The organism is Sphingomonas mali NBRC 15500 (assembly GCF_001598415.1).
Taxonomy (GTDB): Bacteria; Pseudomonadota; Alphaproteobacteria; order Sphingomonadales; family Sphingomonadaceae; genus Sphingomonas; species Sphingomonas mali.
The window spans coordinates 174,463-199,487 of sequence record NZ_BCYX01000001.1 but is presented as its reverse complement, the minus strand read 5'-3'; the positions used below and the strand labels follow the sequence as shown (position 1 = coordinate 199,487).

The following is a 25,025-nucleotide window of genomic DNA, read 5'->3' as shown; positions in this document are numbered from 1 at the left end:
CCCGACCGCGTTTTGGTTCTCGTCGGCGCGTGGTCGCTCACGCCGTCCGCGCGTCGTCTTCAGCCGGCGGCCGAGGCGACAGATTCCTTGGGCCCGAATATCTGCTGGCGGAGCTGGTTCTTGTCGACCTTGCCGGTTCCATTGATCGGAATCGCATCCCAGAGCCGGATTTCGTCCGGCACCGCCCATTTGGCGAGGCTGCGCTCAAGCACTGGCCTCAGATCGGCGATATCTCCGCAGCCAGGCTTGGGCTGGACGATCAGAATCGGCCGCTCGCCCCATTTCGCATCGGGCATCGCCAGCGCCGCGGCAATCGCGACCATCGGGTGATTGAGCGCGGCATTCTCGATTTCCGACGAACTGATCCACTCGCCGCCGGACTTGATTGCGTCCTTGGCGCGGTCGGTTAGACGAAGGTAGCCGTCCGGATCGATCGTCCCGATATCGCCTGTGTCGAAATAGCCATGTGCGTCGAGTGCTGTCTCGTCACTTTGATAATAGCGCTCGATGACCGAATGGCCCCGGACGCCGAGAAACCCGACCTGCTCGCCATCGCGCGGCAGTTCGGTACCTGCGGCGTCGAAGATCGCCATGTCGACGCCGAGCGGCACTCGTCCCTGGGTCAGCTTGTTGCGCAGACGACCGTCAGCGTCGAGCGCGGCGGTTCTGGCGGTCGGCATGCCGGCGGTCCCGAGCGGTGAGGTCTCGGTCATCCCCCAATTGTGCTGCACCTCGACGCCCTGTTCGGCGAATGCCCGGATAAGGCGTTCCGGGCACGGCGCGCCGCCGATCATCACGCGCTTCAGCGTCGTCAGCCGCAACCGATTGTCGTCCAGGAACTGCAGCAGCGTTTGCCACACGGTCGGGACGCCAGCCGTCAGGTTGACTGCTTCGCTCTCAAGCAATTCGTAGAGCGTCGCACCGTCAAGCTTCGGACCTGGCAAGACCAGCTTCGATCCCGCCGCTGCCGCCGCGAAGCACAGCCCCCAGGCATTGGCGTGGAACATCGGTACCGCCAAGAGCAGCGTCGTGCGCGCGCTGATGTCGAACACGTCCGGCTGCAAGATCATCAGCGTGTGGAGGTAGTTGGACCGGTGCGTATAGACGACTCCCTTGGGGCGGCCGGTCGTCCCCGAGGTGTAGCAGAGGCCCGCCGGCGCTTCTTCGGCAAAGCTGCCCCATGCCACCTCAACCGGGTCTGCCGGCAACCACTGCTCCCAACCGTCCACACCGTCGTCGTCCAACCAGATGACCCGCTCGACGGTCGGGCAATCCGCTCGGACGCGGTCGAGCGCCGGACGGAACGCGCGATCGGCGACGATCATGCGATCGGCCGCGTGGTTGATGACGTAGCGCAATTGCTCGTCGGAAAGGCGTGGATTGAGGGTGTGGCAGACCGCCCCCATATTCATGATGCCGAACCAGGCAGCGAGGTGCCGGCCGCCATTCATCGCCAGCGTCGCGACGCGATCGCCTTGGATGATGCCGTGCGCGACCAACGCCCTGGTAACGCGCCGCGCTTCTTCACGTACCGATCTCCAGTCGGTCGTGATCATCGCGCCGTCCGCGGTTCGCGAGACAATTTCCACGGCGCCATGCCAACGAGCGGCGTGGTCGACGAGCTTATCCATCGTCAGGAACCAGTGCTGCATCGACGACGCTCTCCTCACCGGCTCTCGAGATCGGCCGACGAGGCGTTCATTAACTTAGTGCTAAATAAATGAAAAGCGCTTTTGATGGTCTCTGCAGGTTTGCATCGGGCAGGCGCGAGTCTCCCAGCCGTTCAAAATATGGAGGTTCAAACGGCGGGAGAGCGCTCCAATTTCGGCCGTTCAGCCTGCTTGATCGGAAGTCCCGACAGCGGCCGCTTGCCCGGCTCGACCCCTTAGCCAGCTTGAGTCCACAGCACTCACGACTGAGCATGCCACCGGAGGTGGAGCCCGCGAGACTATAATCGCGGGCTTAGGCTCGTTCTCGAGGGTGGACGAATAGTCGGCGAAAGCGACATCCTCGACCAACAACTGCGACTTTGGCCACAAGCGGTCATCGACCGCTGCGGGTCGAGTCAGGGGCAGTACGCGCCCAATAGCGGTCGTTGCCGACAAGCTAATCGAACCTGGAATCGGACGTTCGGACGAATTGAGATCAGCCGGATTTTCGCCATGAAGCTCCCCGATGACCTGCGCCGACGGAGGTAGGTAATGGCGGCATGGCGGTGGAGGACGGTTAAAATGTATATTGGACGAGAATTGGATGTGCTGCGATTTGCAATCCAATTTTTCCAGCTAAGTCATTGAAATCGCTGGTGACCCCTACGGGAATCGAACCCGTGTTTCAGCCGTGAAAGGGCCGCGTCCTAACCGCTAGACGAAGGGGCCGAACGTGCCGGCGCGGGGGAGCGGTTAGGGAAAGCGAGGCGTTCGGTCAAGCGTTGTGCGCGTTTGTCGCGCTCAATCCGCCCAGGCGGCGTCATCGAGATGCAGTTCGGCGGCGGGACGCGATCCCCAGTCGTCGACCTTGGGCCGTCCGGCGAGCCATAATTTGCGATCCCGCGGTGCCTGTAACAGCGTCTGGCCGAGCAATGTATCGGCGGAGCGGAACGCCATTGCCTTGAGGCTGCGGCCGTCGTCGCCGGCGACGATGGCGCGGACATGCCCATTGCCGACCACATCGACACGGACGATCCGGAAGGGGCCCGCGGCGACACGCGGCGCCGGCCAGCCCATGCCGTAGGGGCCACCTGCTTCCATCGTCTCGCACAGGCCGGGGGTCACGCCACCCGGCGCGAGCAGTGCGTCGACCAGCAACGCGCGATCTTCGCGCGCATGGGCCACCGCGGCAGCGAGACGTTCTTCGAGGAACGCGGCAAATTCGGGAATGCGATCGGCCTCGATCGTCAGCCCGGCCGCCATTGCGTGGCCGCCACCGGCGACGAGCAGACCCATCTCCTTCGCCGCCAGGACGATGGCGCCGAGGTCGACGCCGGTGATCGATCGGCCGGATCCCTTGCCCGTGCCGGTCTCGTCGAGCGCGATGACGATGGCGGGAATGCCGAGCTTTTCCTTGAGCCGTCCAGCGACGATGCCGATCACGCCTGGGTGCCAGCCTTGCCCCGCGACCACGGCGACGGCGCTGCCATGGGGCAGCAGTTCCGCTTGTTCCTGCACGATCGCTTCGATCGCGCGGCGCTCCTCGTTGAGGCGGTCGAGTTCGGCCGCGATCGTGCGCGCTTCGTTGACGTCCTCGGTGGTGAGCAACCGCACGCCGAGATCGGCGCGGCCGACGCGGCCCCCGGCATTGATTCGCGGACCCAGCGCAAAGCCGAGGTCGCTGCAGGTCGGCGCGCGGGTCAGCCGCGATGCCTCGACCAATGCGGCGAGGCCAATATTGCCGCGCTGTGCCATGACCTTCAGTCCCTGCGCGACGAAGGCGCGGTTGAGGCCCTTCAATTGCGCGACATCGGCAACCGTGCCGAGTGCGACGAGATCGAGCAGGTCGAGCAATTTCGGTTCGGCCCTGTCGGCGAAGAAGCCGCGCCCGCGTAGTTCGCGCAGCAACGCGGCGCCGAGCAGAAAGGCCACGCCGACCGCTGCGAGATGACCGTGGGCGGCGCCGTCGCCCTCATCCAGGCGATTGGGATTCACCAAGGCATGCGCATGGGGGAGGGCGGCGGCGCATTTGTGATGGTCGACGACGATGACGTCGACCCCAGCGTCGCGCGCCATGTCCAGTGCTTCGAACGCCTGGGCGCCGCAATCGACCGTGACGATCAGCGTGGCGCCGCCGCCGGCGATCCGCACCAGCGCCTCACCCGACGGCCCATAGCCTTCCATCAGCCGGTCTGGGATATAGGCTGCCGGTGCGAGACCCAGGTCGCGGAGCAATCGGATCATCAGCGCGGCTGAGGTCGCGCCGTCGACATCGTAATCGCCGAATATCGTGACCTGTTCGCCTGCCTGAACGGCGTCGGCCAAGCGGCGCGCGGCCTTGTCCATGTCGTTGAAGATCGACGGATCGGGCATGAATCCGCGAATGCTCGGTGTTCGATTGGCTTCGATCGCCTCGCGCCCCACGCCGCGCGCGAGCAGCAATTGCGTCACCAGGTCGTCGGGCCGGAACCCCGGATCGCGCACGTCGGTGGCCAAGGCCCGCCAGCGCCACGCCTGGCCAAGAAACGATCGGGTGATGCCAGCGACATTTTCCATCACCGGCGGTCTAGCCGCGCCGGGTCGGGGACGCTAGGCGGCTCGCGGCACGCCCGGTCGCCACGCGTCTAAAGCTGGGTAATGTGGGGGGCGTTCCGGTGGCGATCGAGCTTCCAGCCTGACAAGGTCCATACCATGGGCCGACCACAGCCGGCGCATTCGCCGATATATCGGCCGTCCTCAGGCCGAGAACTGGCCGGGTCGCGACGATGCAACCCGACAGCGCACCCCAATAATTGCCACGACATTACCCTACACCTTGTCCCGCACGATCCGCTCAACGAGTCGGAGCCGGGCCGAGTTCCGGCGCTGCAGCAATTTCGCCCCGCCTTGTGCCGCAAGCGGGGCCGCTGCCGGGCGAAGGGCTCGTTTCGCTGCGCCCATGATCGCGCCCAGTGGCACGCAATTATCGGGCCGACAGACGGTCGCGACCAAGCGTGCCGACCCGCGTGGCAGTCTTAGTAGACCGCCCAATCGTTCTCGCGAAACCACTTGGTGATGATGTATTTGACACCCTTCACCACCGGCATGCCCTCGTGCAGAGTCAACGTATTGGGGCTGCCGTCCGGGTTCATGTTGTTCCACGCCAGCAACAGGCCGCGGCGTGGCGCGACGCGCAGGCCGGCTTGCGGGAACCAGGTCGCACCGCCTTCCTCGACATCGTTCAGATAGATCATCGCGGTCCAGGTGCGCTGGCCGCCGGTCCGCTTCATCTCGGCCCAATATTTCTGGTTTTCATGGAAGAAGTCGTGATGCGCGCGGAAATGCTGGCCGGGCGCATAGCGCTGCCCCTGCATCGTCTCGCCTTTCGCCGGCGGGATGCCGAGCAGATTGGCGATCGAGGTGTCGATCGGCGCCACATCGGGCGAATAGCGGTCCATGTCGCAGCTTTCGCTGGTCCGGAAACCGTAATCCTCGCGGTCGGCCAGCAATGTCGACGGGCGGCGATTGCCGTCGATGATCTTGATGAGCATCTCACACTGCGCGGGCGTGAGGAAGTTCATGTAATAATAAGCTTGCGCCGCGCCGACCATCGCCGCCTGGACGTTGGGATTGGCGTCCAGTCGTGCCGCCACTTCACTACCGACGCGGCCGCGCTCCTTCGAGGTGCCGCCCGAGGGGTTCTTCTTCCTGCCGAACATGGCGCGGTTTCTTCGCGTCTCGCGCAGAAAAGGCAAGGGCCCGAAGACGAATCTTCGAGCCCTTACCCTCACGTGACGATCGTCTTACCAGAAGATGTCATAGACCGTGTCGACGACCTCGCCGGTGTAGATATCCACGAGCAGAGCGTCATTGTAATAGCGCACCCAACGATAGGGGCCGTATACTTCCGGCAGGCGGTAGTCATAGGGATCATCGATCCAATAGCTCTGGTTGAACAGGATCGAGTCGAGAATCACGCCGGCCGAGAAACGGCGATAGCCATAGCTCCAGCCATAAGGCGCATAGTAACGCGGCAGCCGATAGGCGTTACGATTGTACGAGCGATAATTCTGCCAGTTGTAACGGTTGTCGTTACGCCAGCCACGATTCCAATTGCTGCCGCGATCGTTCCCGCGCCAGCGATTGTCACCGCGCGCATTGCCGGTCCAGCCGCGATTGTCGCCGCGATTACCCCGCCAGTTACGGTCCTGACGATTGTCGCCACCGTTCCAATTGCGATCGCCACGATTGTCGTTGCCACCGCGATTGCGCCAGTCTCGATTGCCATCGCGTTGGCCGTCCAGGCGCGGAGCCGGCGCCGGGGTCACGGCCCCGTTATTGCCGTCGCGATTGCCGCGATAGCCACGCCAACCGCCATTGTCGCCGCCCCAGCGACCGCCACCGCGCGCCCGCGGATCGGCATTCGGTACGGCAGGCGTGGTGGCCCCGCCATTGCCGCCGCGCCAGCCGCCATTACCGCCGCCGTTCCACCGGGGAGCCGGCGCGGGGGCAGGGGCCGGGGTCGGCGCCGGAGATGCGGCGCCGCCATTGCTACGACCGCCATTGCCGCCATTATTACCGCGCCAGCCGCCATGGTCGCCGCGCGATTGATTCGAGTTGGCGCCGGCGTCACGGTCGCGACCGCGCCAGCCGCGATCCTGCGCCGAGGCGATCGCGGGCGTCATTGCCGCCGCGGCCATCAGCGCGATAAGAATAGTCCTGCGCATTAGATTTCTCCACTCGCCGGCGCACATGCCGGCCCAACGATAGTCGGGTTGTAGGCGAGTCGCACTGATCCTTTCCTGAATTGGTCTGACAGCCAAATGAAAGAATCAGTCAGGGCGTCGGCGTCAGTGCAGGCACGACGCGGGTCGCGTCCTTCGGATCGATTCCCGGTCGCGGACCCGTCGCGACGGTGTCGTCGCCGCGCTGGATGCGCCCTGCGCGCTGGATCGCCTCGACCAACCGGGGATAGACGCCGCAGCGACAGATATTGGCGATGCTTTGGCGGATCTGCTCTTCCGACGGACGCGGATTGTTCCTGAGCAAAACCGACGCGGCCATGATCATTCCCGGGATGCAGAAGCCGCACTGACTGACATTCTCCGCCAGAAACGCCACCTGAATCGGATGGCTGCGATCATGCGACAGGCCTTCGATCGTGGTGACGACACTGCCTTCGATCGATCCGATCGGCACCAAGCACGATTTCTTCGCCGAGCCGTCCACATCGACGATGCACGCGCCGCAATGCCCGGTGCCGCAGCCATATTTGGTCCCGGTCAGGTTGGACGCGTCGCGCAATGCCCACAGCAAAGGCGTTGCCGGGTCCATGCGGTATTCGACCGGTTGATTGTTGACGGTGAACTTGGTCACGCATGAAATGTAGGCGGAAACGCGCCGTTTCCGCTAGCGGCATTGTTGCGTGGCCGGGCCGAGGCGATATTCCGCCGATGACCTTGCCCACTTTGTTCATTCCGCATGGCGGCGGTCCCTGCTTCTTCATGGACCCCAATGGCGGCCAGTCGGATCCGATGTGGCAGCCGATGGAGCGCTATCTCGCCGGACTGATCGAGAGCCTGCCCGAACGGCCGCGCGCAATCCTGCTGGTATCGGGCCATTGGGAAGAAGCGGAGATCACCGTCCATACCGGCGCGCGACCCGACCTGTTGTTCGATTATTACAGCTTTCCCGAGCATACCTATCATCTGCGCTGGGACGCGCCGGGCGCGCCCGATGTTGCCCGGCGCGCGGCATCTTTGTTGCGCGAGGCAGGGTTTGCGACGCGCGAGGAAAATGCGCGGGGCTGGGATCATGGCGTGTTCATTCCGATGAAGGTCGCGGTGCCGGATGCGGACATCCCGCTCGCGCAGATGTCGCTGCGTGCCGATCTCGATCCCGCCGACCATATCGCGATCGGACGCGCGCTGGCGCCGCTGCGCGATGAAGGCGTGCTGATCGTCGGATCGGGAATGAGCTTCCACAATCTGCGCGCGCGCGGCTCCGCAGTTGTCGCGCCCTCCGCTGAATGGGACGCCGCGCTGACCGAGGCGGTCACCGATCCCGACCCGGTGCGCCGCGCCGAACGCGTCGCCAACTGGCGGACGCTGCCGCATGCGCAATTCGCCCATCCGCGCGAGGAACACCTATTGCCGCTGATGGTCGCGTTGGGGGCAGGCGGTGACGAGGAAGCCGTGCGCGACCATTCCAGCAACGTGCTCGGCTGGGCCGTTTCAGGCTACCGGTTTGGCTGAGAGCGTTCTCAATTCGATTCACTAGGCGATTGCGGTCGCCGCCCAGCTAGGCCATCAAGGCGCTCCAAACCGGTTCCAGACCGGACCCCCAGGGAGAGTGCTTTTCATGGTCATGGACACGAGCGCAGCGGCGCCTGCGACGGGCGACACGCATAAAGGGGTCAACGCACCCGGCCTGCAGGTGTTCGTCTTCGCGCTGTTCTTCATCTTCGGCGGCATCACAAGCCTGAACGATGTCATCATCCCGAAGCTGAAAGAGCTGTTCACGCTCAACTACACGCAGGCGATGCTCGTACAGTTCTGCTTCTTCACAGCCTATGCCTTGATCGGCATTCCGGGCGCGATGCTGGTCAAGCGGATCGGTTACATGCGCGGTGCGGCGGCTGGGTTGCTGACGATGATGGTGGGTTGCCTGTTGTTCATCCCTGCGTCCAACACTGCCACTTATGGCCTCTTCCTGTTCGCCCTGTTCATCCTCGCGACCGGTGTCGTGCTCGTCCAGATTGTCGCGAACCCGCTGATCACCTTGCTCGGCAAGCCTGAAACGGCGTCGAGCCGGCTCACCTTCGCGCAGGCGTTCAATTCGCTGGGGACGACGATCTTTCCGATCGTCGGCGCGATCCTGATTCTCGGTAGCCTTTCGAAGGTCAGCGCCGCGGACCTCTCTGGGCCGGCGCTCGATGCTTATCGTACCGCCGAGAGCCAGGCGATCGTCCATGGCTATCTTGGCCTGGCGGTAGCGTTGGCGGTCGTCGCGGCGGTCGTGTGGATGTTCCGCAATAAGTTGAAGGGCGAAGCGCATCAGACGGGCGGCGGGTTTGCCGGAATCGATCTGCTCGGGCGTCCGCGTTTCGCGTTCGGCGCGCTCTGCATCTTTCTCTATGTCGGCGCCGAAGTTTCGATCGGATCGCTGATCGTCAACTATCTCAAACAGTCCAGCGTGATGGGCTTGTCCACCGAATCCGCTGGCAAGCTGATCTTCGTTTATTGGCTGTGCGCGATGATCGGCCGCTTCATCGGTGCGGTGGTGTTGCGGTTCGTGAGCCCGGGCAAGGTCCTGGCGAGCGTGGCGGTCGGCGCGATCGCGCTGATCTTCGTATCGACTCACACGACCGGCACGACGTCGGGGTACAGCTTGCTGCTGATCGGGCTGATGAATTCTATCATGTTTCCGACGATCTTCACGCTTGCCTGCGAAAAGCTGGGTGCTCGTGCGGCCGACGGCTCGGGGATCATCAATGTCGCGATTTTCGGCGGCGCGGTGCTGCCGGTCGCGACCGGTTTTCTCGCCGATACGACGGGCAGCCTCGCGCTGGCGCTCCTTCTACCGGCAGCCTGCTATGCGATCATTACGGCGTTCGGCATCTATGCGCGTAACCCCGCGCAGGATTATGCCGACGCCTGATCACGCTTATCGTGCTTCGCTGAGGCGGGGCACGAGACGGCAAGCATGAGAGGGCAGGCGATGCGAACAGGATTGTCCATGGCGATCGCGATATCGGTGATCGCGCCTGTAGCCATCGCCGCGCCGGCAGACATTCCGCTGGTCGGTGCGAATAGCGGCAAGGCGACGACGCTGCGACGCGGGCAATCTGCCCGCGTCGAGCTGCAGACCAATGCCAGCACTGGCTATATGTGGAAAGTCGACGCCGAGCGCGGGATCAACGTCATGCTTGTCACGACGGTCGCCACGCGACCCGGCATGGTCGGCGCGCCATCGGTCGCGTCCTATCGGGTCATGGGCGCCAGGCGGGGCACGTACCGGATCGTGTTCCGGTACATGCGACCCTGGGAAGGAAAAGCGGTCCGGACGCTGACTTACATCGTCCGGATCGTCTGACCCTCCGCCCGCTGGCGCTCAGGCCGGCTTGGCGCCCGGCGTTCCGCATTTCACGAAATGGCCCTTCGCGTTGCGGCACTTGCCGGCCGCGGGCTTGGGTTTCGGACAGGCGATGAAGTGACCCTTGGCATCACGGCAACGGTTGGCGGCCATCGATGGCGTCGCGACCATCGCGACGGCGGCAAGCGCGAAAGCTATCCGTAGCATAAACGACTTCTCCTGCCCCATGAGTGGGAGGCTGAGACTGCGCCCGATGCCGACCGTCCGCAAGTAGGACGGAGCAGACTCTAGAACGCCGCGATCCCGGTGATCGCGCGGCCCAGGATCAGTGCATGAACGTCGTGCGCGCCCTCATAGGTATTGACCGTCTCGAGGTTCATAAGGTGGCGCATGACCTGATATTCGCCCGAAATGCCATTGCCGCCGTGCATGTCGCGGCTCATCCGCGCGATATCGAGCGCCTTGCCGACATTGTTGCGCTTGACGATCGAGATCATCTCGGGCGCGAACCGGCCCTCGTCCATCAGCCGCCCGACGCGCAGTGACGCCTGGAGACCGAGCGCGATTTCGGTCTCCATGTCGGCAAGCTTCTTCTGGAACAGCTGGTTGGCGGCGAGCGGCTTGTCGAACTGCTTGCGGTCGAGGCCATATTGCCGCGCCGCGTGCATGCAGAATTCGGCGGCGCCCAACGATCCCCAGGAAATGCCGTAGCGCGCGCGGTTGAGGCAGCCGAACGGACCTTTCAACCCCTGCACCTCAGGCAGCAGCGCGTCCTCGCCGACTTCGACCTCATCCATCATCACCATGCCGGTGATCGATGCGCGCAGACTTAATTTGCCTTCGATCTTCGGCGCGCTGAGACCCTTCATGCCCTTTTCGAGCACGAACCCGCGAATGCCGCCGCCATGGGCGTCGGACTTGGCCCAGATCACGAACACGTCGGCGATCGGGGCGTTGGAAATCCAGGTCTTGGCGCCCGACAGCGAATAACCATTGGCGGTCTTGGTCGCCCGCGTCGTCATCCCGCCGGGGTCGGAGCCGGCATCGGGCTCCGTCAAGCCGAAGCAACCGATCCACTCGCCGCTGGCGAGCTTGGGCAGATACTTCCGTTTCTGCTCTTCCGAGCCGTAAGCGTAGATCGGGTACATGACGAGGCTCGACTGGACGCTCATCATCGAGCGGTAACCAGAGTCGATCCGCTCGACCTCGCGCGCGACCAGGCCGTAGGACACGTAATTGGCGCCGACGCCGCCATATTCCTCGGGGATCGTCGGCCCGAGCAGACCGAGCCCGCCCATCTCGCGGAAAATCTCCGGGTCGGTGGTCTCGTTGGCGAAAGCATCGATGATGCGCGGTGCGAGCTTATCTTCGGCATAAGCACGCGCGGTGTCGCGGATCATCCGCTCGTCCTCGCTCAATTGGTCGTCGAGCAGGAACGGATCCGCCCAATCGAAATGCGCCATGCCAGCCATGATAATCTCCTTGCCTCCGCCCGCATTGTCCCGCTCGGCGGCTTGAGGCAAGGGGGTGGCATGAGCTTTCGTCCCCGCCGCAGCGCACTGTTCCTGCCCGCAAGCAATTCGCGCGCGATAGAAAAGGCGAGAGGACTCGCCGCCGACGTCGTGATCCTGGACCTGGAGGATGCGGTCGCGCCCGAGGCGAAAACCGGCGCGCGCGAGGCGGCTATTGCCGCGGCGAGCCAGGGGTTTGGGGCGCACGAAATGGTGATCCGGGTGAATGGCCTCGACACCGAATGGGGGGCGACGGACCTGGCGGCGGTGCGCGGGACGGGGGCGACCGTTTTGGTGCCCAAGATACGCAATGCGGGCGACGTCCGAACATGCCGTGATCATCTCGGTTCCGGAACACCACTTTGGGTGATGATCGAGACGTGTGAGGCGCTGGGCCGGTTGCAGGATATCGCCGAGGCGGACGTGCAGGGGTTCGTGCTCGGCGTGAACGACCTCGCGCTGGAAATGGGCGCGCGGCCCGGGTCGGGTCGCGCCTGGCTGGCGCCGGTCCAGGCAAGCGTGCTGGCGGCGGCGCGGTCGCGCGGACTCGTCGCGCTCGACGGCGTTTGCAACGATTTTTCGGACGACGCTCGGCTGGAGGCGGAATGCGCGGCGGCGGCCGCCATGGGCTATGACGGCAAATCGCTGATCCATCCTCGACAGATCGATATCTGCAACGCCGTATTCAGCCCGGATGCCGCGGCGATCGAATGGGCGACGCGCGTACGCGATGCGTTCGCCAGCGGCGATGGCGGGGTGATCCAGGTCGACGGCAAGATGGTCGAAGCGCTGCACCTCGTTCAGGCGGAGCGGATTTTGGGGATGGTGTCTTGAGAATAGCAGGCGTCGAGCTGGGTGGCACCAAGTGCGTGTGCGTTTTGTCGCAGGATGGCGCGACCATCGTCGAGGCGCGACGGGTCGACACGACCGATCCCGAAACGACGATGGCGGCGATCGAGGAAGCGCTTGACCAATGGCGTGGGTTCGACGCGATCGGCATTGCCAGCTTCGGGCCCATTGGGATCGACGCCACTTCCGCCAGCTATGGCCATATCACCGCGACCACCAAGCCGGGCTGGGCCAACACCGATGTCGCGGGGCGATTGCAGCGTCGATATGACGTGCCCACCGCCTTCCACACCGATGTTGTCGGCGCCGGGCTGGCGGAGGGCCAATGGGGTGCGGCCAAGGGCCTGCATGACCACGCTTATATCACCATCGGCACCGGGGTGGGTGTCGGGCTGATCAGCCAGGATAAGCCGGTGGTCGGCCTGACTCACCAGGAATTGGGCCATGTCCGTCCGGTGCGGATGGCAGGTGACGATTGGCCAGGTATCTGCTCGTTCCACGGCGATTGCGTCGAGGGGCTGGCATCTGGCCCGGCGATCAAGGCACGTGCCGGCGTTGCCGCCAATGAGATAGCGGAGCATTCGCCGATCTGGCCCCAGGTCGCGCATCCGATCGCGCAACTCTGTCATACGCTGGTGCTGACCGGCATTCCGCGCCGGATCGTCTTCGGCGGCGGCGTGGCGTTGGGCGTGCCCTGGTTGCTGCCGATGATACGCCGAATGCTGGACGAAAGCCTGGGCAGTTACGGCGACCGCTCGCTGCTGGGCAATCTCGATGCCTATATCGTTCCCGCGGCGCTCGGTGCCGAAGCCGGGCCGCTGGGCGCGATCCTGTTGGGGCAGCACGCGCTCGGCTAAAAGATCATTTACGGCGCCTTAACCCCGTCCGCTTACGTCTCCGCAATGATCTTGGGACGTCCTGCACGTCTCACCAGCGAGGGACAGCGCGCGGTGCGAATTCTGATCGTCGACGACGAACCGGCAATGCATGAATCCTACCGGCACTGTTTCGAGCCGGTGGTGACCAATCATGACGCGCTGAGCGACATGGCTGTCGAGCTGTTCGGCGACGCATCCACGCCGGCTGCGGAACTCGCGGGCAAGGTGTTCGACACCACGCATTGCAATCAGGGTCTCGACGCGGTCGCCGCGGTCGAGGATGCGATCGCCGACGGCAATCCATTCGCGGTCGCCTTTATCGATGTGCGCATGCCGCCGGGGATCGACGGCAAGGAAACCGCGACGCGCATTCGCGCGCTCGATCCCAACATCAATCTCGTCATCGTCACCGGCTTTTCCGATTTCTCGCCGATCGAGATTTCGAAAGCAGCGGGGCCTGCGGACAAGATCTTCTATATCGCCAAGCCGTTCGAGATCGCCGAGGTCGTGCAGACCGCGACCGCGCTCGCGCACCGCTGGCAGGCCGATCGTGAACTCGCCGCGGCGATGGCCAAGCTCGAGGAGCAGGCGGTCGAACTCGCCGCCAACGAGTCGAAGGCGCTGCACATGGCAACGCACGATTCGCTGACCGAGGCGCCCAATCGGTTGGCTTTCCTGAAAGCGCTGACGGAAAAGGCGCGCGGCGGCGGAATGTTCGCGGCTGCCATGATCGACCTCGATCGCTTCAAGATCGTCAACGACACGCTGGGTCACCTCGCGGGCGACGAGTTGATCCGTGCAATCTACGCGATCCTGCAGCAATCGGCCCCGCAGGGAGCGATCGTCGCGCGGTTGGGCGGCGACGAGTTCGGCGTCTTGTTCGACACGCTCGGCGAACAGGCGGCGGTCATGGCCTGCGATCATGTCATCGCCGCCTGCACGTCCAGCTTTCGCATTGTCGGCCATTCAGTGCAGGCGTCGGCTTCGATCGGTCTCGCCATCGCCGAAGTCGACGGCAATCGCGATCCGACCGACGTGATGCGCAAGGCCGATCTCGCGCTCAACGACGCCAAGAAATCGGGCCGTGGCGTGGTCCGCGCCTATAATGAGGGCATGGACGAAAGCGTTCGGTTCCGTCGCCGTATCGAAGGCGGCCTGGGCCAGGCGATCGAACGTGGCGAACTCAGCCTCGCTTATCAGCCGATCGTCGCGGGACACGACATGGAAGTTGTGGGGTTCGAGGCGCTGCTGCGCTGGAACACCGAGGAATTCGGACCGATCAGCCCGGCGCTGTTCATCCCGATTGCCGAAGAATCGAACCTGATCCACGAACTTGGCGACTGGGTGCTCGACGAGGCATTGAAGGTGCTCGACCAATGGCCAGGGCAATATGTCTCGGTCAATTTCAGCCCGCGGCAATTCCGGCGCCTGAATTTCGTCGCCCATGTCGTCGAACGCGTGATGCGTGCGGGGATCGCGCCAGCGCGCGTCCAGATCGAGATCACCGAAACCGCGATCTTTGACAACGCCGAACGCGCCGCCGAGACGCTCTACAAATTGCGCCAGATGGGATTCCGCATCGCGCTCGACGATTTCGGCACGGGCTATTCGTCGCTCTACAATATCCGCAAGTTCGCGCTCGATTGCCTGAAGATCGACAAGAGCTTCATCGACAGCATGGGGCGCGAGCGTGAATCCGCTGCGATCGTCCAGTCGATCGTCCATCTCGGCCGGGCGCTGGGGTTAGGCGTGGTGGCCGAAGGTGTGGAGACTGACGCTCAGGTCCAGGCGCTTCGCCTCGCCGGTGCCAGCCATTGGCAGGGCTATTATTTCTCGCGACCGGTCCCGGCCGACATCGCGCGCGAGATCGCGCAGGAGCGCTATATCGGCGGCCAGGACGATCTCGATGGCGACGAGTTCGCGATCCGGGCGGGCGACGGGACCAACGGTTGATGATCCGGCTGCGCGCCGTGACCGGGCGCCGATTGTCGTTCGCATCGCTCGGCGGCAAGCTGCTCCTGATCCTCGCATCGGTCGGGCTGGTCGGCTCGATCGCGCTCACGGTCCTGCTGGCTGCGGTCATCACACCCAGTTTCAGCGCACTCGAACGCCAGGCGATCGACGGGCATGTTCAGCGAACGCGCGCCGCCCTCAGCGACTTCGCGGCCAAGGTCGAAAGCTCGGTGCGCGATTATGGCGACTGGAATGCGAGCTACGACTATATCGTCAATCCGACCCGCGCGTTTGAGCAGGAAAGCTTTTCGCCGCTGGCGATGGCTAATCTCGATGTCGATGCGATGGCCTATTTGCGCCCCGATCGTAGCCTGGTGATCGCGCGCTGGATCGACCCTCGCAGCGGTCGGGAGAATGATACGCTGCGCGACGCGATGGTCCGGGCGATCCGGCAAGCGCCGCTCGACGGCGCGATGAAGGGAGGCAATTCGGGTCATTTCTACCTTCGCCTCGGCAAGATCGTGGCGGCGGTCGGCGTCGCCAAGATCAGGAAAAGCGACGGCAGCGGCTCGCCGCGCGGCTATGTCGTCATGGCACGTCGAATTACGTCGGCGCAGCTGGCAAAATTGCTCCAGGTCCCCGCGCGCCTGGATCTCGGCAGTAAAGATGGACGCCTCGTCACCACCAGTTCGACCATGATGCAGATCGCCGTGCCGGTGACGGGAGCGGAGGGCAAACCGGTCGCTGTCGCCAGTTTCGTGGTGCCGCGCGACGTGTCGCAACTCGGGCGCCACATGCTCTGGCTCGCGGTGTTGGGGTCGACCATTCTGCTCGCGCTCGTGCTCGCGGTGCTGAGCCGGGCGTTCTCGCTCCTGGTGCTCAAACCACTCGGCCGGGTCGAGGGGCATATGCAGCGCGTGCGAAACTCCGGCTCGTTGACCGTGCTGCCCCAGGATGGCGCGCGCCATGACGAGATCGCCTCGCTCGGCCGCAGCTTCAACTCGATGCTGGTCCAGCTCAAGGAGCTGCGCGAACAGGTCGAGGCGCAAGGCTTCGAGCTCGGCCGATCGGAAAGCGCGGTTGCGGTGATGCACAATGTGCGGAATGCGCTGAACCCGGTGTCGACCATCTTGTCGACCGGGATCGGCCAAACCGCGCCGGTCGAACGCGCGCTGATCGAACGCGCCTTGACCGAATTGGTCGCCGCGGAGACCGCGCCGGACCGTCGGGAAAAGTTGGCAACGTTCATCGCCGCGGCCTTTGAGGCCGAGGAAAGGCAGCGCGAGGACCGGAGCGGCCAGTTGCAAGTCGGTCGCGACGCGATGCGTCAGGTATTGGAGATCATCGGCGCGCAACAACAACTCGCGCATGAAAGGCCGCCTCTCGACGAGTGCGACGCAACGCAGATCATCGCGCAGAATGCGACCATCGCGCGACATTCCGGGAAGGGCGCCTCAATCGCGTTCAACTTTCCCGCGAAGAAACATTACGTGATGGCCAATCGCGTGCTGCTCAGCCAGGTGGTCGGAAATCTGTTTTCCAACGCCGCCGAGGCAATCTGCGCGGCGGGTGGGTCGGGCAGCATCAACGTGACGATCACCGAGACTCATAACGGCCGAGTCGAGATCGCCATCCACGATACGGGTGAGGGGTTCGATCCGGGCGCGACGCCACAATTGTTCCAGCGCGGATTTTCGACCCGCGAGCACAAATCGGGCGGATTTGGTCTCCATTGGTGCGCCAATTCGGTGGCCGCCATGGAAGGATCCCTGAGTCTCGAAAGCGACGGCGTCGGCCGTGGGGCGACCGCGCGACTGGTGCTGCGCGCGCCGGCACGTGAGGCAGCGAAAACCGATCTCGCCGCCTGACGGCGAACCGATTGTCGGGTTCAAGAAAGCGCGGCTCGCTTGCCGTCCTCATGCGTTTAGGGGCGTGAGAGGAACAGACGATGACGGATGATCACAAGCAGCCAGAACAGCCGCCGGCCAATACGGGCATCAAGAGCGCGCCAATCGACGTGCAGCGCGGGAAAATCGGCAACGGCCCCGGCTATTCAGGCCAGGAATACGACGCTGACGACTTCGCCGCCGATCGCGCATTGAAGGAGAGTGCCGAAGGGCCAAAACATTCCACCAAATCCGCCGATGATCGCTTCCCGCCGGAAAACGGCCGCCGCGCGTCCTTCGATGAGCGAACCGGAGAGGTGCATGGAAGCGGCGTTGGCGCGGGGGGCGGCAATCCGGGAGAGGATTTCGCCAGCGATCCGGCGGCCGGCGACGGTTATCCGCAGACCGGCCGCGGGTCGGCGGAAGCTAACAAGCCGGACCGCCGGTGACGTAGTGAGCAGACGCGATAATCAGTTTCGATGAAGTCGCGGCTCGCCATGGCGGCGCCGGAGACGCGTTCAGAGGACTCGTCGTTACGACCAGCCTCAGAGTGGCGACACGTGGAAATATTTCAGCAAGCCGAGCACGAGCAACAGCAAGGCGATCGCCACGATTACATTGGCTACGTTGAAGCTGCTGCGTTCGACCACCGTGCGATCGTCGGTACGAATTTCTGGCATCTGATCCTCCTACTGGTGCAATAGAACGCGATCGTAACGCCCGCGGTTCCGTTGCCGCTTTCAGTCGGCCGGCGGTTGGGCCATCGGCAACGCGCACGGCGCTATCTTGGTCAGATCAGCGGACGTTGCTGGCGCGTATCGAAATGGCCGCGTATCAGGTGCAGGGCCCGGGCAAGTCGGGACGTTTCGATCAGACCGCCGAGCGATATCCGCACCGCCTGATCCGCGCCGGGGGCGACGCGAAAACGATCGCCGGCAACGACCGACAGGCCACTCGGCCGCATCGCGTCGGCGAGTTCGGCACCGTCGAGCCCGGCGGGCAGCGGAAGCCAGAGATGATAGCCCTGAGCATGCGCTCGGTAGGGCAATCCTTCCAGGATATCGGCCGCCACAGCCTGGCGCCGCATCGCCTCGTTCCGCATCGCATCAACCAACCGATCGTAACGCCCATCGTCGAGCCAGGTCTGCACCACGGCCGCGTTGAGCGGCGGCGCCATGATCGCGGTTTCGTGAACATCCGCAGCGAGCCGGAGCGCGCTGCCGATATCGGGGGCGCGAACATAAGCGACGCGTAATGCCGGAGAGATGGTCTTGGAAACGCTCGCCACGTACCAGGTGCGTTCGGGCGCAAGTGCCGCAAGCGGCACTGAGCGGGTAGCGCTCAGCGCGCCGTACACATCATCCTCGATCACCATTAGGTCGTTCGCTCGCGCTGCCTGGGCGATCGATTGACGCGTTGTCGCATCGAGCGTCATCGCGGTCGGATTGTCGTTGGTCGGCACCACATACAACGCACGGATCCGTTCCGAGCGACACGCCGCGGCCAAGACATCGCCGTCGATTGTCGGCAAGGGGACCAGTCGTAGTCCCAGCCGCGCGGCCAGTACTTTGAACCCCGAATAGACGTAGCGGCCGCACGCCACGGCGTCCCCGGGGCGCAACGTCGTGTTCAGGATCGCATGAAGTGCGTTTTGTGCGCCGGCGGCAACGACCACTTGATCGTCCGATGCGTCGACGCCGGCGCGGGCGATCAGCCGCGCCCCAGCGGCGCGGTCCGCCGCGCTTCCACCGGCAGGCTGGTATTGCATCCGCACTCCGGATCCATCCGCGAGCAACGTCGCGACGGTATCGCGCATGGCGCGGCCCAGCATATCGCCGGGCAATTCCGGCGGCATGTTCATGCCTGTGTCGACTCGCGCGGCATCCTCGATCTGAGCGGGCGAAGCGCCGCGGACGAAGCTGCCGGCACGGCCACGCGCCTCGATCAAGCCGCGTTGCCGCGCGGTTTCATAGGCCCTGGTGACGGTGGTGAGGTCGACGCCAAGTCGCGCCGCGAGATCGCGCTGCGGCGGCAAGCGGTCGCCGCTGCTCAGGCTGCCGCGCTCGATCGCCGATCCGAGCGCATCGGCGATCGCCAGATATTTTGGCGCGCGCGCTTTGGTCAGGTCGGGCAGCCAGGCGTCAGTCATCGAAATTGCTGCCCTTGGTGCGGCCATGCAGCTGGTTCCAGAGATGTTCGGTTCCCGCTTCCTGTGACCGGTTGACATATTGCGAGGCGACCAACCAGCCCTTGATGGGCCGCAGCGGCAACAGGCAACCCGCCACCATGATCGGTACCGACGTGACCAGGTGGACCCAAATAGGTGGGTTGTATGCCACTTGGATCCATACAACGACAAAGATCAGCGGCAGGGCGATCAGGCACAATGAGAAGAAGGCGGGGCCGTCGTCAGGCGCCGCGAACCGGTAGTCCAATCCACAACATTCGCAGGTGTCGGACACCTTCAACCAGGATTTGAACATATGTCCCTTGCCGCACCGCGGGCAGAGCCCCTTCCAGCCTGTCTCGATTATCCAGCGGAACTTGTCGTTGCTATTTTGTACGGGTGGCATTCGGGCGTCTCGGTGTTATGTATGGATATGTAGCCATACATAGTGAGGCTTTGCCGGCAGCGCGAGAACTTTCGAGTTGCAAAACGCCGACAAGTGGCTGCACGCCATGCATCGGCGGGCGGCCCCCCTGATGGGCTTGCGCGGAGGCGGCCTCACGGTTGGTCGCGTTTCGGTCGCGATATCGGATGAACGGCGCGAAGGCGTCTTGCTGCTGCAACAGGCCGGGCGTATCGCTTCGCCAGCGAACCGAAAAAGCGGCGCGATCGAAGGGGTGTGTAGAAGGAATCCCCTATGCGTTTCGCGTTTTCGCCCGCCGCCGTCTGGACCATCATCGACAGCGCAAGGAATTGGCGGATCGCACGGGATGCCGGCGATCAGGTTCAGCCGAGTCTGTACCGACGGCTCGAGCGCTTTGGCGTAGGCCTGCTCGCGCCCGTCTTCGACAGTGTGATGACTCTGTTCGAGGCAGGTTTCCGACGGCGTTTCCGCGCGGGCAACCTGCTGGACATCGGATTGTCGCACGACGAACATCATTTGCTCGCCCTGCTTGAGGGAGCAGACGCCAGCGTGATCGAGCGTTTCGACCCGAAACTCGCGAGCACGATGCGGATAGCACTCAGCTCCGCTCGGATCATGCTGTTATCGGTCATCGGGGAAGTGATCGGGGTTCCATCCGCACCGGTATCGGCCCCGCTTTTCTTTCCGGCAACGGCGGCACAGCGGGTGCCGTTATCCAACGCCATTCACGTCTATTTCAAGCAATGATCAGACGGTCGCGGCCGGACGTGTACCGGCCGCGACCTTGCCTTGAGCACTATTCCGCCGCGACCTCGGCCTCTTCGTCGGGGAGCGCGACGGGGTCGCGATCATTGGCCGCGGGCGTAGCGAGCATCGACATGCCTTTCTCCGACAACAGCATCCCGATCAGCGCCTGAAGGGCGCCACCACCGGCACCCGCACCGGCATCGCCGCCGGTATTGATCTGCACCCTCGGCACGACATCGACGCCGGACGTCTCCAGCGCCTGGGCAAGTCGCTCGATCACCTGACGCGTCAGCTGGAACTGCGCGCCACCCGACGCAGCCGCCTGCTTTTCGATCGTCTCGGCAGTGGCTAGGCCGGTCTTGGTGATACGGTCGGCCTCCGCACCCGCCAGCGCGACGACCTTCGCTGCCTCGCCCTCACCGACAATGCGGATGCGGTCGGATTCGGCCTTGGCGAGCGTGCGGGTCTGTTCGGCTTCTTGCGCGGCGCGCTTCACCGCGGCCTTGCCCTGGTTTTCCTGCACCGTGATCGACAACTCGGATTCAGTGATCGCGGTCTGCTGATGTGCGCGGGCCTGGGCTTCGCGCAAATCCTTCTCGCCCTCGGCCGCGACGCGCTGCTTGGCATAGGTCGTGACTTGTTCTTCGGCGACCTGGCGTTCGCGCAATTGCTGCAGGACTTTTTCGATCTGATCGTTGCCCGCGGCGGCGCGCGGGGTGCCAATCAGCACTTCCTGCAACTCGAGATTATAGGCGGTGAACTTCGCCCGCATCTGATCGCCCGCCTGCTCCTGGATGTCGGAGCGTTCCTGGAGCAGCTGGATCAGCGTCTTCTTCTGCGCGACGTTCTTGAAATAGGCCGAGACCATCGGGTCGAGGGTCTGCTCGACCAGCTTCTTGATGTCGCCGAACCGCTGCACGACCAACGGCGCCTTGCGATAGTCGATATGCACGACGACCGAGAGTGGCAGAGTGGGCTCGAACGCGTCCTTGGTGATCAGCGACACTTCAGACAAATTCTCGTCGAACTTGTGCTGGCCGGTCATTTCCTGATCCCATTTCAGGATGAAGTTGGTCGTGGGCACGACCAGGATCTTCCCGGCATAGGTGTTGAAGGCGTATTTGCCCGGCAGGAGGGGCTCGCTCCACACGCCGCGCGTGCCGCGATCGACCAGCTCGCCATGGCGATAATCGTCGCCCGACGTGTCGGCGCCGCTGTCGCCGGTATAGCTGATGACGACGCCGACATGGCCGACCTCGATCACCGTCTTGGCGACCATCTCGACCGTCGCGAACAGGCGGTTGATGAAATAGCTGCCCTCGACCAGCACCTGGAGCTGGCGACCGCGCCGGCCACCCGCCGCGATGAACTTTTCAGGATCCTGGAAGCTGTTGTGGAAAGTCGCGTCGTCGTCCTGGTTGGTGCCGACTTCGGGCGCGATGATCTGGTCGGCGGTCAGCGCCGGGCCGTCATGCACGGTGACGATGCCGATCATGTCGGATGCGTCCTTGATCACGACCGACTCGAAACCCGACCGTTCCTCGATCACGCGCTGCATATTGCTGAACAGGTCGAAGTCGTTTGCCTCGAGCATCAGGCCGTAGAGATGTTCGCGCGTGATGATGACGAACTGCGCCAGGTTGATGGCGTACGTGCCTTCGCGAAGGATCGCGCGCTGCGGGCCCTTCTGTCCGCCATCTTCCAGAAAGCGGCGCACGTCGAGAAAGTCGGCGGTGCGCAAATTGCTCGCCAGCGTCTGGGTCGGACCCAGCGGCGCGCCGTCGCGCGCAAAGACATAGCCGATCTGGCCCTGGGGAATGGTGACCAGGGGCTGCGAATGGACGCGATACTGGAACGGCATGAAGAAGTGATAGCCGCCGCGCAGGACGATCGGCTGATAGCCGGCCTCGCCGTTGAGTGCGATGAGGCCGGAGGTGACGGAGCCGTTGCGGCTCCACAATTTCTCGACGATCGCGACGCGGTTGTTCCGCACGTAGCGAACGCAGCGAGAGAGGACGAACAGACAAGCGACGACGAGGGCCACGACGGCCGAAGCGCCGAGCACATACATATTTGTCATCTGTGGTGGGTGTCCTTGGGACCTAAAGAAGAGCGCACGATCACGCTCGCTCTCTATTTAATGCGCTTCAAGTCTAGCTTCCAGAAAAATCGGAAGAGCCGTACCGATTTTCGACGTAGCGCGCCACCGCGCGCGCGTCACCATGGTCGAGCCGACTGCGGTCGGCGACCAGCTCGACTAAAGCATCATCGATCCGTCGCAACGACCCGGTCGCCAGGTCGATAATGTCGGGGCGTGACTTGGTCGAAGCGGTCGCGTTGGCGGCGGTCATCGCGCGGACGACTTGGTGAAGGTCTTCGGACAACGTCTGGAAGCGGGAATCGTCATGATCCCATCTTTGCGCACCGATCGAGTCGATCAGGCGACGGAGTTCGCCGCCGGGAAGCGAGCGGGCAGCGGCGAGGGCGCGCGTGACGCGGAGACGCGATTCCGCGGAGGCGAAGCTGGGGTCACGCACTTGCCGCCGGTGCCGACCGATCGACAGCGCCGGCTCGATTGCCGCTGTCCCGGTCGTTCCAACCAGGGCCAGTGCGGCATAACCGACCAGGAACCAGCCACTATAAGCGAGCGCTAGCCGTAAGAGATCGCCCGCCGAGGCGCCGGCCGGTGCATTGAACAACGTCACCACAGCGACCGAGACGAGATAGGCGGGCACCGCGAAATGCAGGAAGGCACCTCCAACGATCCGCCAGGCGCGGATCGGCGGTTTAGCGGCAGGGGCTGAGTGGACCGGCAGGCTGCTCATGGCGACGTTTTGGCGCTCCCTCACGCCCGCGATCAACGGCGCGGATGTGGGGAGGGATTGGTGCCGCGCAAGGGGTCAGTACTAGTGATGGATCGTCAGGCCCAGCGAGACTGCAAGGGGAGCGATGCCGTCAACGTACCGGCCATAGACCAGGTCGAAATCGATCCGGCGGCCCTTCGGATTCCAGCGCAAGCCGGCTTGACCGCCCGCATGGCCGTGATCGCGGGCGAAGCTTTCGGCCATCAGCGTCAGTGTCGACGTGGCCTGATATTCGACCTGGCCACCGGCGATCGCCGCATGCCCATCGGCGCGAGTCCATTGCCACCCTATGTTGAGGTTGAAGCGCAGCCGTCCCGCCGGGATCGTCACCGGCGCGATAAACGATGCACTCGTCAGCCGGCCCCGCGCGATATCGATCCCCGCCGATCCCGACAGCGCGAGACCCAGCCCGCGCTTCTCGTCGCGAAGATTCCATTTGGGCGCGATGCCGATCTGGGTCTCGCGCGTATTGCCGTCCCAGGCTGTCGCGACGAACCCGCCAAGCTCGAGATTGGACCATTGCCGGCGCGTACAGGCTGGCGCGACCGTGGCGACGCCGTCGTCGCGGCGGATGATCGTCACCCAGCTTTCGACATGGCAGGTGCCCGGCGTCTCGACGGCCGAATCGTCGACGACATGTTCGACCCCGGACGCGCGCGCGGGCACGGCGGCGAGCATCGCGCTCACCGCCACGCCGGCGGCCGAAGCCGCCGCAAGGCGCCGGATCACGCCGGATCTTCCAGGCTGAAGCTGTCCTGGTCCTCGTCGAACGCGAAGATCTCCGCATAGCGGCCCCATTGCGTCACCGTGCGCAAGGTCGCGGCGGCATACTCCGGCGACATGTGATCCTCGAGCTCGTCGCGGAACCGCCCGCCGGTGGCGCGGTGCGAGGCGCGTTCGTCGAGAATGCGGCGGATATGCTGGGCGAGCGGCACGTGCGCGATCAGAGCGTGGCCGAATATCGCCTTACGCTGGTCGACATCGGCTCCGGCATAGCGCCGCGCTTCGGGCGTCAGGACCAGATCGGCGCCGCGCAGATCGGCGAAACGGAGCAATTGCAGAGTCTCGGCGATCGGGAACAGTTCGTCGATCTCGAGGCCCAGGCTGTCGCCCAACTCGGCCATCGCGGCGCGGCCGTCGAATGGCTGCGCGTCGACTTCCTCGATCAGGCCGGCGATGCTGTTGGTCGACACGTGCGGCAGCGCCATCGAGATGCCGGTGCCGGGGAACAGCCCGTCCCTGACCGGCGTCCCCGCGGGCCGCGCGGTCATCCGCGCATAGATCGCGTCGACCATCGCGCGGAAGGCCGGGTCGAGCCGGTCGCGCGGTTGCGGCAGCTTGACCTCGATCTCGGCGGCGACGCGGCCGGGATTGGAGGAGAAGACCAGGATGCGGTCGCACATCAGCACCGCTTCCTCGATATTGTGCGTGACGAGCAGCATCGACTTGATCGGCATCCGACCTTCCGACCACAGATCGAGCAGATCCGTCCTGAGCGTCTCCGCTGTCAGCACGTCGAGCGCGGAGAAAGGCTCGTCGAGCAGCAGCAGCGCCGGATCGACGACGATCGCGCGGGCCAGGCCGACGCGTTGGCGCATCCCGCCAGACAGCTCCTTGGGATAGGCGTTCTCGAACCCGTCGAGGCCGATCAGGTCGATCGCCGCCAGCGCGCGGGCGCGGCGCTCGACGGGCGCCACGCGGCGCGCCTCGAGCCCCAATTCGACATTCTGCTGCACGGTCAGCCAGGGGAACAAGGCGAAGGTCTGGAACACCATTGCGACGTCGGGGCTGGCGTCATCGCGCGCGGCGAAATTGACCTCGCCCCGGTCGGGCCGGAGCAGGCCGGCGATCGAGCGCAGCAGCGTCGACTTGCCCGATCCCGAGCGGCCGAGCAGCCCGACGATCTCGCCTTCATGCAAGGTGATCGACACGTCGTCGATCACCGGCTGGGTGCGCTTTGGGCCGTAATGGTGCGTCAGATGCTCGACCGAAACGAGCGGACGGAGCGTGATGGTGCTGGCCAT

Annotated in this window: 23 protein-coding genes and 1 tRNA gene; 9 read left to right on the top strand and 15 right to left on the bottom strand. The window is 64.4% G+C overall.

Features of this window, described 5'->3' with window-relative positions:
* Window positions 1–59: 59 nt before the first annotated feature.
* From SMA01S_RS00990 to SMA01S_RS00965, 6 genes are all read right to left on the bottom strand, one after another.
* Window positions 60–1,652 (bottom strand): long-chain-fatty-acid--CoA ligase, encoded by a 1,593-nt coding sequence (locus tag SMA01S_RS00990; RefSeq protein ID WP_066816345.1) that lies wholly within the window; start codon window positions 1,650–1,652, stop codon window positions 60–62.
* Window positions 1,653–2,303: 651 nt separating this feature from the next.
* Window positions 2,304–2,378: transfer RNA gene (locus SMA01S_RS00985), tRNA-Glu, on the bottom strand.
* Window positions 2,379–2,450: 72 nt separating this feature from the next.
* Window positions 2,451–4,205, bottom strand: a complete 1,755-nt coding sequence (gene recJ / locus SMA01S_RS00980; RefSeq protein ID WP_066816342.1) for a single-stranded-DNA-specific exonuclease RecJ — start codon at window positions 4,203–4,205, stop codon at window positions 2,451–2,453.
* Between the two features lie 458 nt (window positions 4,206–4,663).
* A complete protein-coding gene (locus SMA01S_RS00975) occupies window positions 4,664–5,347 on the bottom strand; it encodes a prolyl hydroxylase family protein (protein ID WP_066816337.1) in 684 nt (227 codons plus the stop codon).
* Window positions 5,348–5,431: 84 nt separating this feature from the next.
* Window positions 5,432–6,355: an RcnB family protein gene (locus SMA01S_RS00970; RefSeq protein ID WP_174543059.1), complete on the bottom strand. Its 924-nt coding sequence runs from the start codon at window positions 6,353–6,355 to the stop codon at window positions 5,432–5,434.
* Between the two features lie 109 nt (window positions 6,356–6,464).
* Window positions 6,465–7,004: a (2Fe-2S)-binding protein gene (locus SMA01S_RS00965; protein ID WP_066816333.1), complete on the bottom strand. Its 540-nt coding sequence runs from the start codon at window positions 7,002–7,004 to the stop codon at window positions 6,465–6,467.
* Between the two features lie 77 nt (window positions 7,005–7,081).
* Between SMA01S_RS00965 and SMA01S_RS00960 the strand changes: the two genes are divergently transcribed.
* The 3 genes from SMA01S_RS00960 (at window position 7,082) to SMA01S_RS00950 (ending at window position 9,722) form a co-directional block, all read left to right on the top strand.
* Window positions 7,082–7,882: a DODA-type extradiol aromatic ring-opening family dioxygenase gene (locus SMA01S_RS00960; RefSeq protein ID WP_066816332.1), complete on the top strand. Its 801-nt coding sequence runs from the start codon at window positions 7,082–7,084 to the stop codon at window positions 7,880–7,882.
* A 106-nt stretch (window positions 7,883–7,988) separates the two neighbouring features.
* The gene (locus tag SMA01S_RS00955) at window positions 7,989–9,287 is read left to right on the top strand and encodes a sugar MFS transporter (protein WP_157093727.1); all 1,299 of its coding nucleotides are present in this window, start codon (window positions 7,989–7,991) and stop codon (window positions 9,285–9,287) included.
* A 78-nt stretch (window positions 9,288–9,365) separates the two neighbouring features.
* A complete protein-coding gene (locus tag SMA01S_RS00950; protein ID WP_066816331.1) occupies window positions 9,366–9,722 on the top strand; it encodes a protease inhibitor I42 family protein in 357 nt (118 codons plus the stop codon).
* Between the two features lie 18 nt (window positions 9,723–9,740).
* Here the strand turns inward: SMA01S_RS00950 and SMA01S_RS00945 are convergent, their stop codons facing one another.
* Complete coding sequence (locus tag SMA01S_RS00945) at window positions 9,741–9,929, bottom strand: hypothetical protein (protein WP_066816818.1); 189 nt, start codon at window positions 9,927–9,929, stop codon at window positions 9,741–9,743.
* A gap of 80 nt (window positions 9,930–10,009) precedes the next feature.
* Window positions 10,010–11,194 (bottom strand): acyl-CoA dehydrogenase, encoded by a 1,185-nt coding sequence (locus SMA01S_RS00940; RefSeq protein WP_066816325.1) that lies wholly within the window; start codon window positions 11,192–11,194, stop codon window positions 10,010–10,012.
* Between the two features lie 60 nt (window positions 11,195–11,254).
* On the opposite strand from SMA01S_RS00940, the gene SMA01S_RS00935 reads away from it, so the two are divergent.
* The 5 genes from SMA01S_RS00935 (at window position 11,255) to SMA01S_RS25045 (ending at window position 17,248) form a co-directional block, all read left to right on the top strand.
* Window positions 11,255–12,067 (top strand): HpcH/HpaI aldolase/citrate lyase family protein, encoded by an 813-nt coding sequence (locus SMA01S_RS00935; protein WP_066816322.1) that lies wholly within the window; start codon window positions 11,255–11,257, stop codon window positions 12,065–12,067.
* Window positions 12,064–12,939, top strand: a complete 876-nt coding sequence (locus SMA01S_RS00930) for an ROK family protein (RefSeq protein WP_066816319.1) — start codon at window positions 12,064–12,066, stop codon at window positions 12,937–12,939. The genes SMA01S_RS00935 and SMA01S_RS00930 overlap by 4 nt, the downstream gene beginning before the upstream one ends.
* 45 nt (window positions 12,940–12,984) lie before the next feature.
* The gene (locus tag SMA01S_RS00925) at window positions 12,985–14,913 is read left to right on the top strand and encodes a GGDEF/EAL domain-containing response regulator (protein ID WP_245649093.1); all 1,929 of its coding nucleotides are present in this window, start codon (window positions 12,985–12,987) and stop codon (window positions 14,911–14,913) included.
* Window positions 14,913–16,781 (top strand): sensor histidine kinase, encoded by a 1,869-nt coding sequence (locus SMA01S_RS00920; RefSeq protein WP_066816316.1) that lies wholly within the window; start codon window positions 14,913–14,915, stop codon window positions 16,779–16,781. The genes SMA01S_RS00925 and SMA01S_RS00920 overlap by 1 nt, the downstream gene beginning before the upstream one ends.
* A gap of 80 nt (window positions 16,782–16,861) precedes the next feature.
* Window positions 16,862–17,248 (top strand): hypothetical protein, encoded by a 387-nt coding sequence (locus SMA01S_RS25045; protein WP_245649092.1) that lies wholly within the window; start codon window positions 16,862–16,864, stop codon window positions 17,246–17,248.
* 96 nt (window positions 17,249–17,344) lie between these two features.
* On the opposite strand, the gene SMA01S_RS25245 is transcribed toward SMA01S_RS25045, so the two are convergent.
* The 3 genes from SMA01S_RS25245 to SMA01S_RS00905 all read right to left on the bottom strand — a co-directional run bounded on the left by SMA01S_RS25245 (window position 17,345) and on the right by SMA01S_RS00905 (window position 19,372).
* Window positions 17,345–17,479: a hypothetical protein gene (locus SMA01S_RS25245; protein ID WP_281179124.1), complete on the bottom strand. Its 135-nt coding sequence runs from the start codon at window positions 17,477–17,479 to the stop codon at window positions 17,345–17,347.
* Between the two features lie 110 nt (window positions 17,480–17,589).
* Window positions 17,590–18,948: an aminotransferase-like domain-containing protein gene (locus SMA01S_RS00910; protein ID WP_066816314.1), complete on the bottom strand. Its 1,359-nt coding sequence runs from the start codon at window positions 18,946–18,948 to the stop codon at window positions 17,590–17,592.
* Window positions 18,941–19,372, bottom strand: coding sequence for a DUF983 domain-containing protein (locus SMA01S_RS00905; RefSeq protein ID WP_066816312.1), 432 nt, complete (start codon window positions 19,370–19,372; stop codon window positions 18,941–18,943). The genes SMA01S_RS00910 and SMA01S_RS00905 overlap by 8 nt, the downstream gene beginning before the upstream one ends.
* A 291-nt stretch (window positions 19,373–19,663) precedes the next feature.
* On the opposite strand from SMA01S_RS00905, the gene SMA01S_RS00900 reads away from it, so the two are divergent.
* Window positions 19,664–20,137 carry a hypothetical protein gene (locus SMA01S_RS00900; protein ID WP_066816306.1) on the top strand — a complete coding sequence of 158 codons (474 nt, stop codon included), beginning with the start codon at window positions 19,664–19,666 and terminating at the stop codon, window positions 20,135–20,137.
* Between the two features lie 49 nt (window positions 20,138–20,186).
* Here SMA01S_RS00900 and SMA01S_RS00895 read toward each other — a convergent pair whose 3' ends face one another.
* The 4 genes from SMA01S_RS00895 to SMA01S_RS00880 all read right to left on the bottom strand — a co-directional run bounded on the left by SMA01S_RS00895 (window position 20,187) and on the right by SMA01S_RS00880 (window position 25,025).
* On the bottom strand, window positions 20,187–22,217 hold the full coding sequence (locus SMA01S_RS00895) for an SPFH domain-containing protein (RefSeq protein WP_174543058.1): 2,031 nt from the start codon (window positions 22,215–22,217) through the stop codon (window positions 20,187–20,189).
* Between the two features lie 73 nt (window positions 22,218–22,290).
* Window positions 22,291–22,962: a hypothetical protein gene (locus SMA01S_RS00890; RefSeq protein WP_066816299.1), complete on the bottom strand. Its 672-nt coding sequence runs from the start codon at window positions 22,960–22,962 to the stop codon at window positions 22,291–22,293.
* 81 nt (window positions 22,963–23,043) lie between these two features.
* Entirely contained in the window at window positions 23,044–23,730 is a 687-nt protein-coding gene (locus SMA01S_RS00885) for a PA4824 family protein (protein WP_066816295.1), read from the bottom strand.
* Window positions 23,727–25,025 (bottom strand): ABC transporter ATP-binding protein, encoded by a 1,299-nt coding sequence (locus tag SMA01S_RS00880; protein ID WP_066816292.1) that lies wholly within the window; start codon window positions 25,023–25,025, stop codon window positions 23,727–23,729. The genes SMA01S_RS00885 and SMA01S_RS00880 overlap by 4 nt, the downstream gene beginning before the upstream one ends.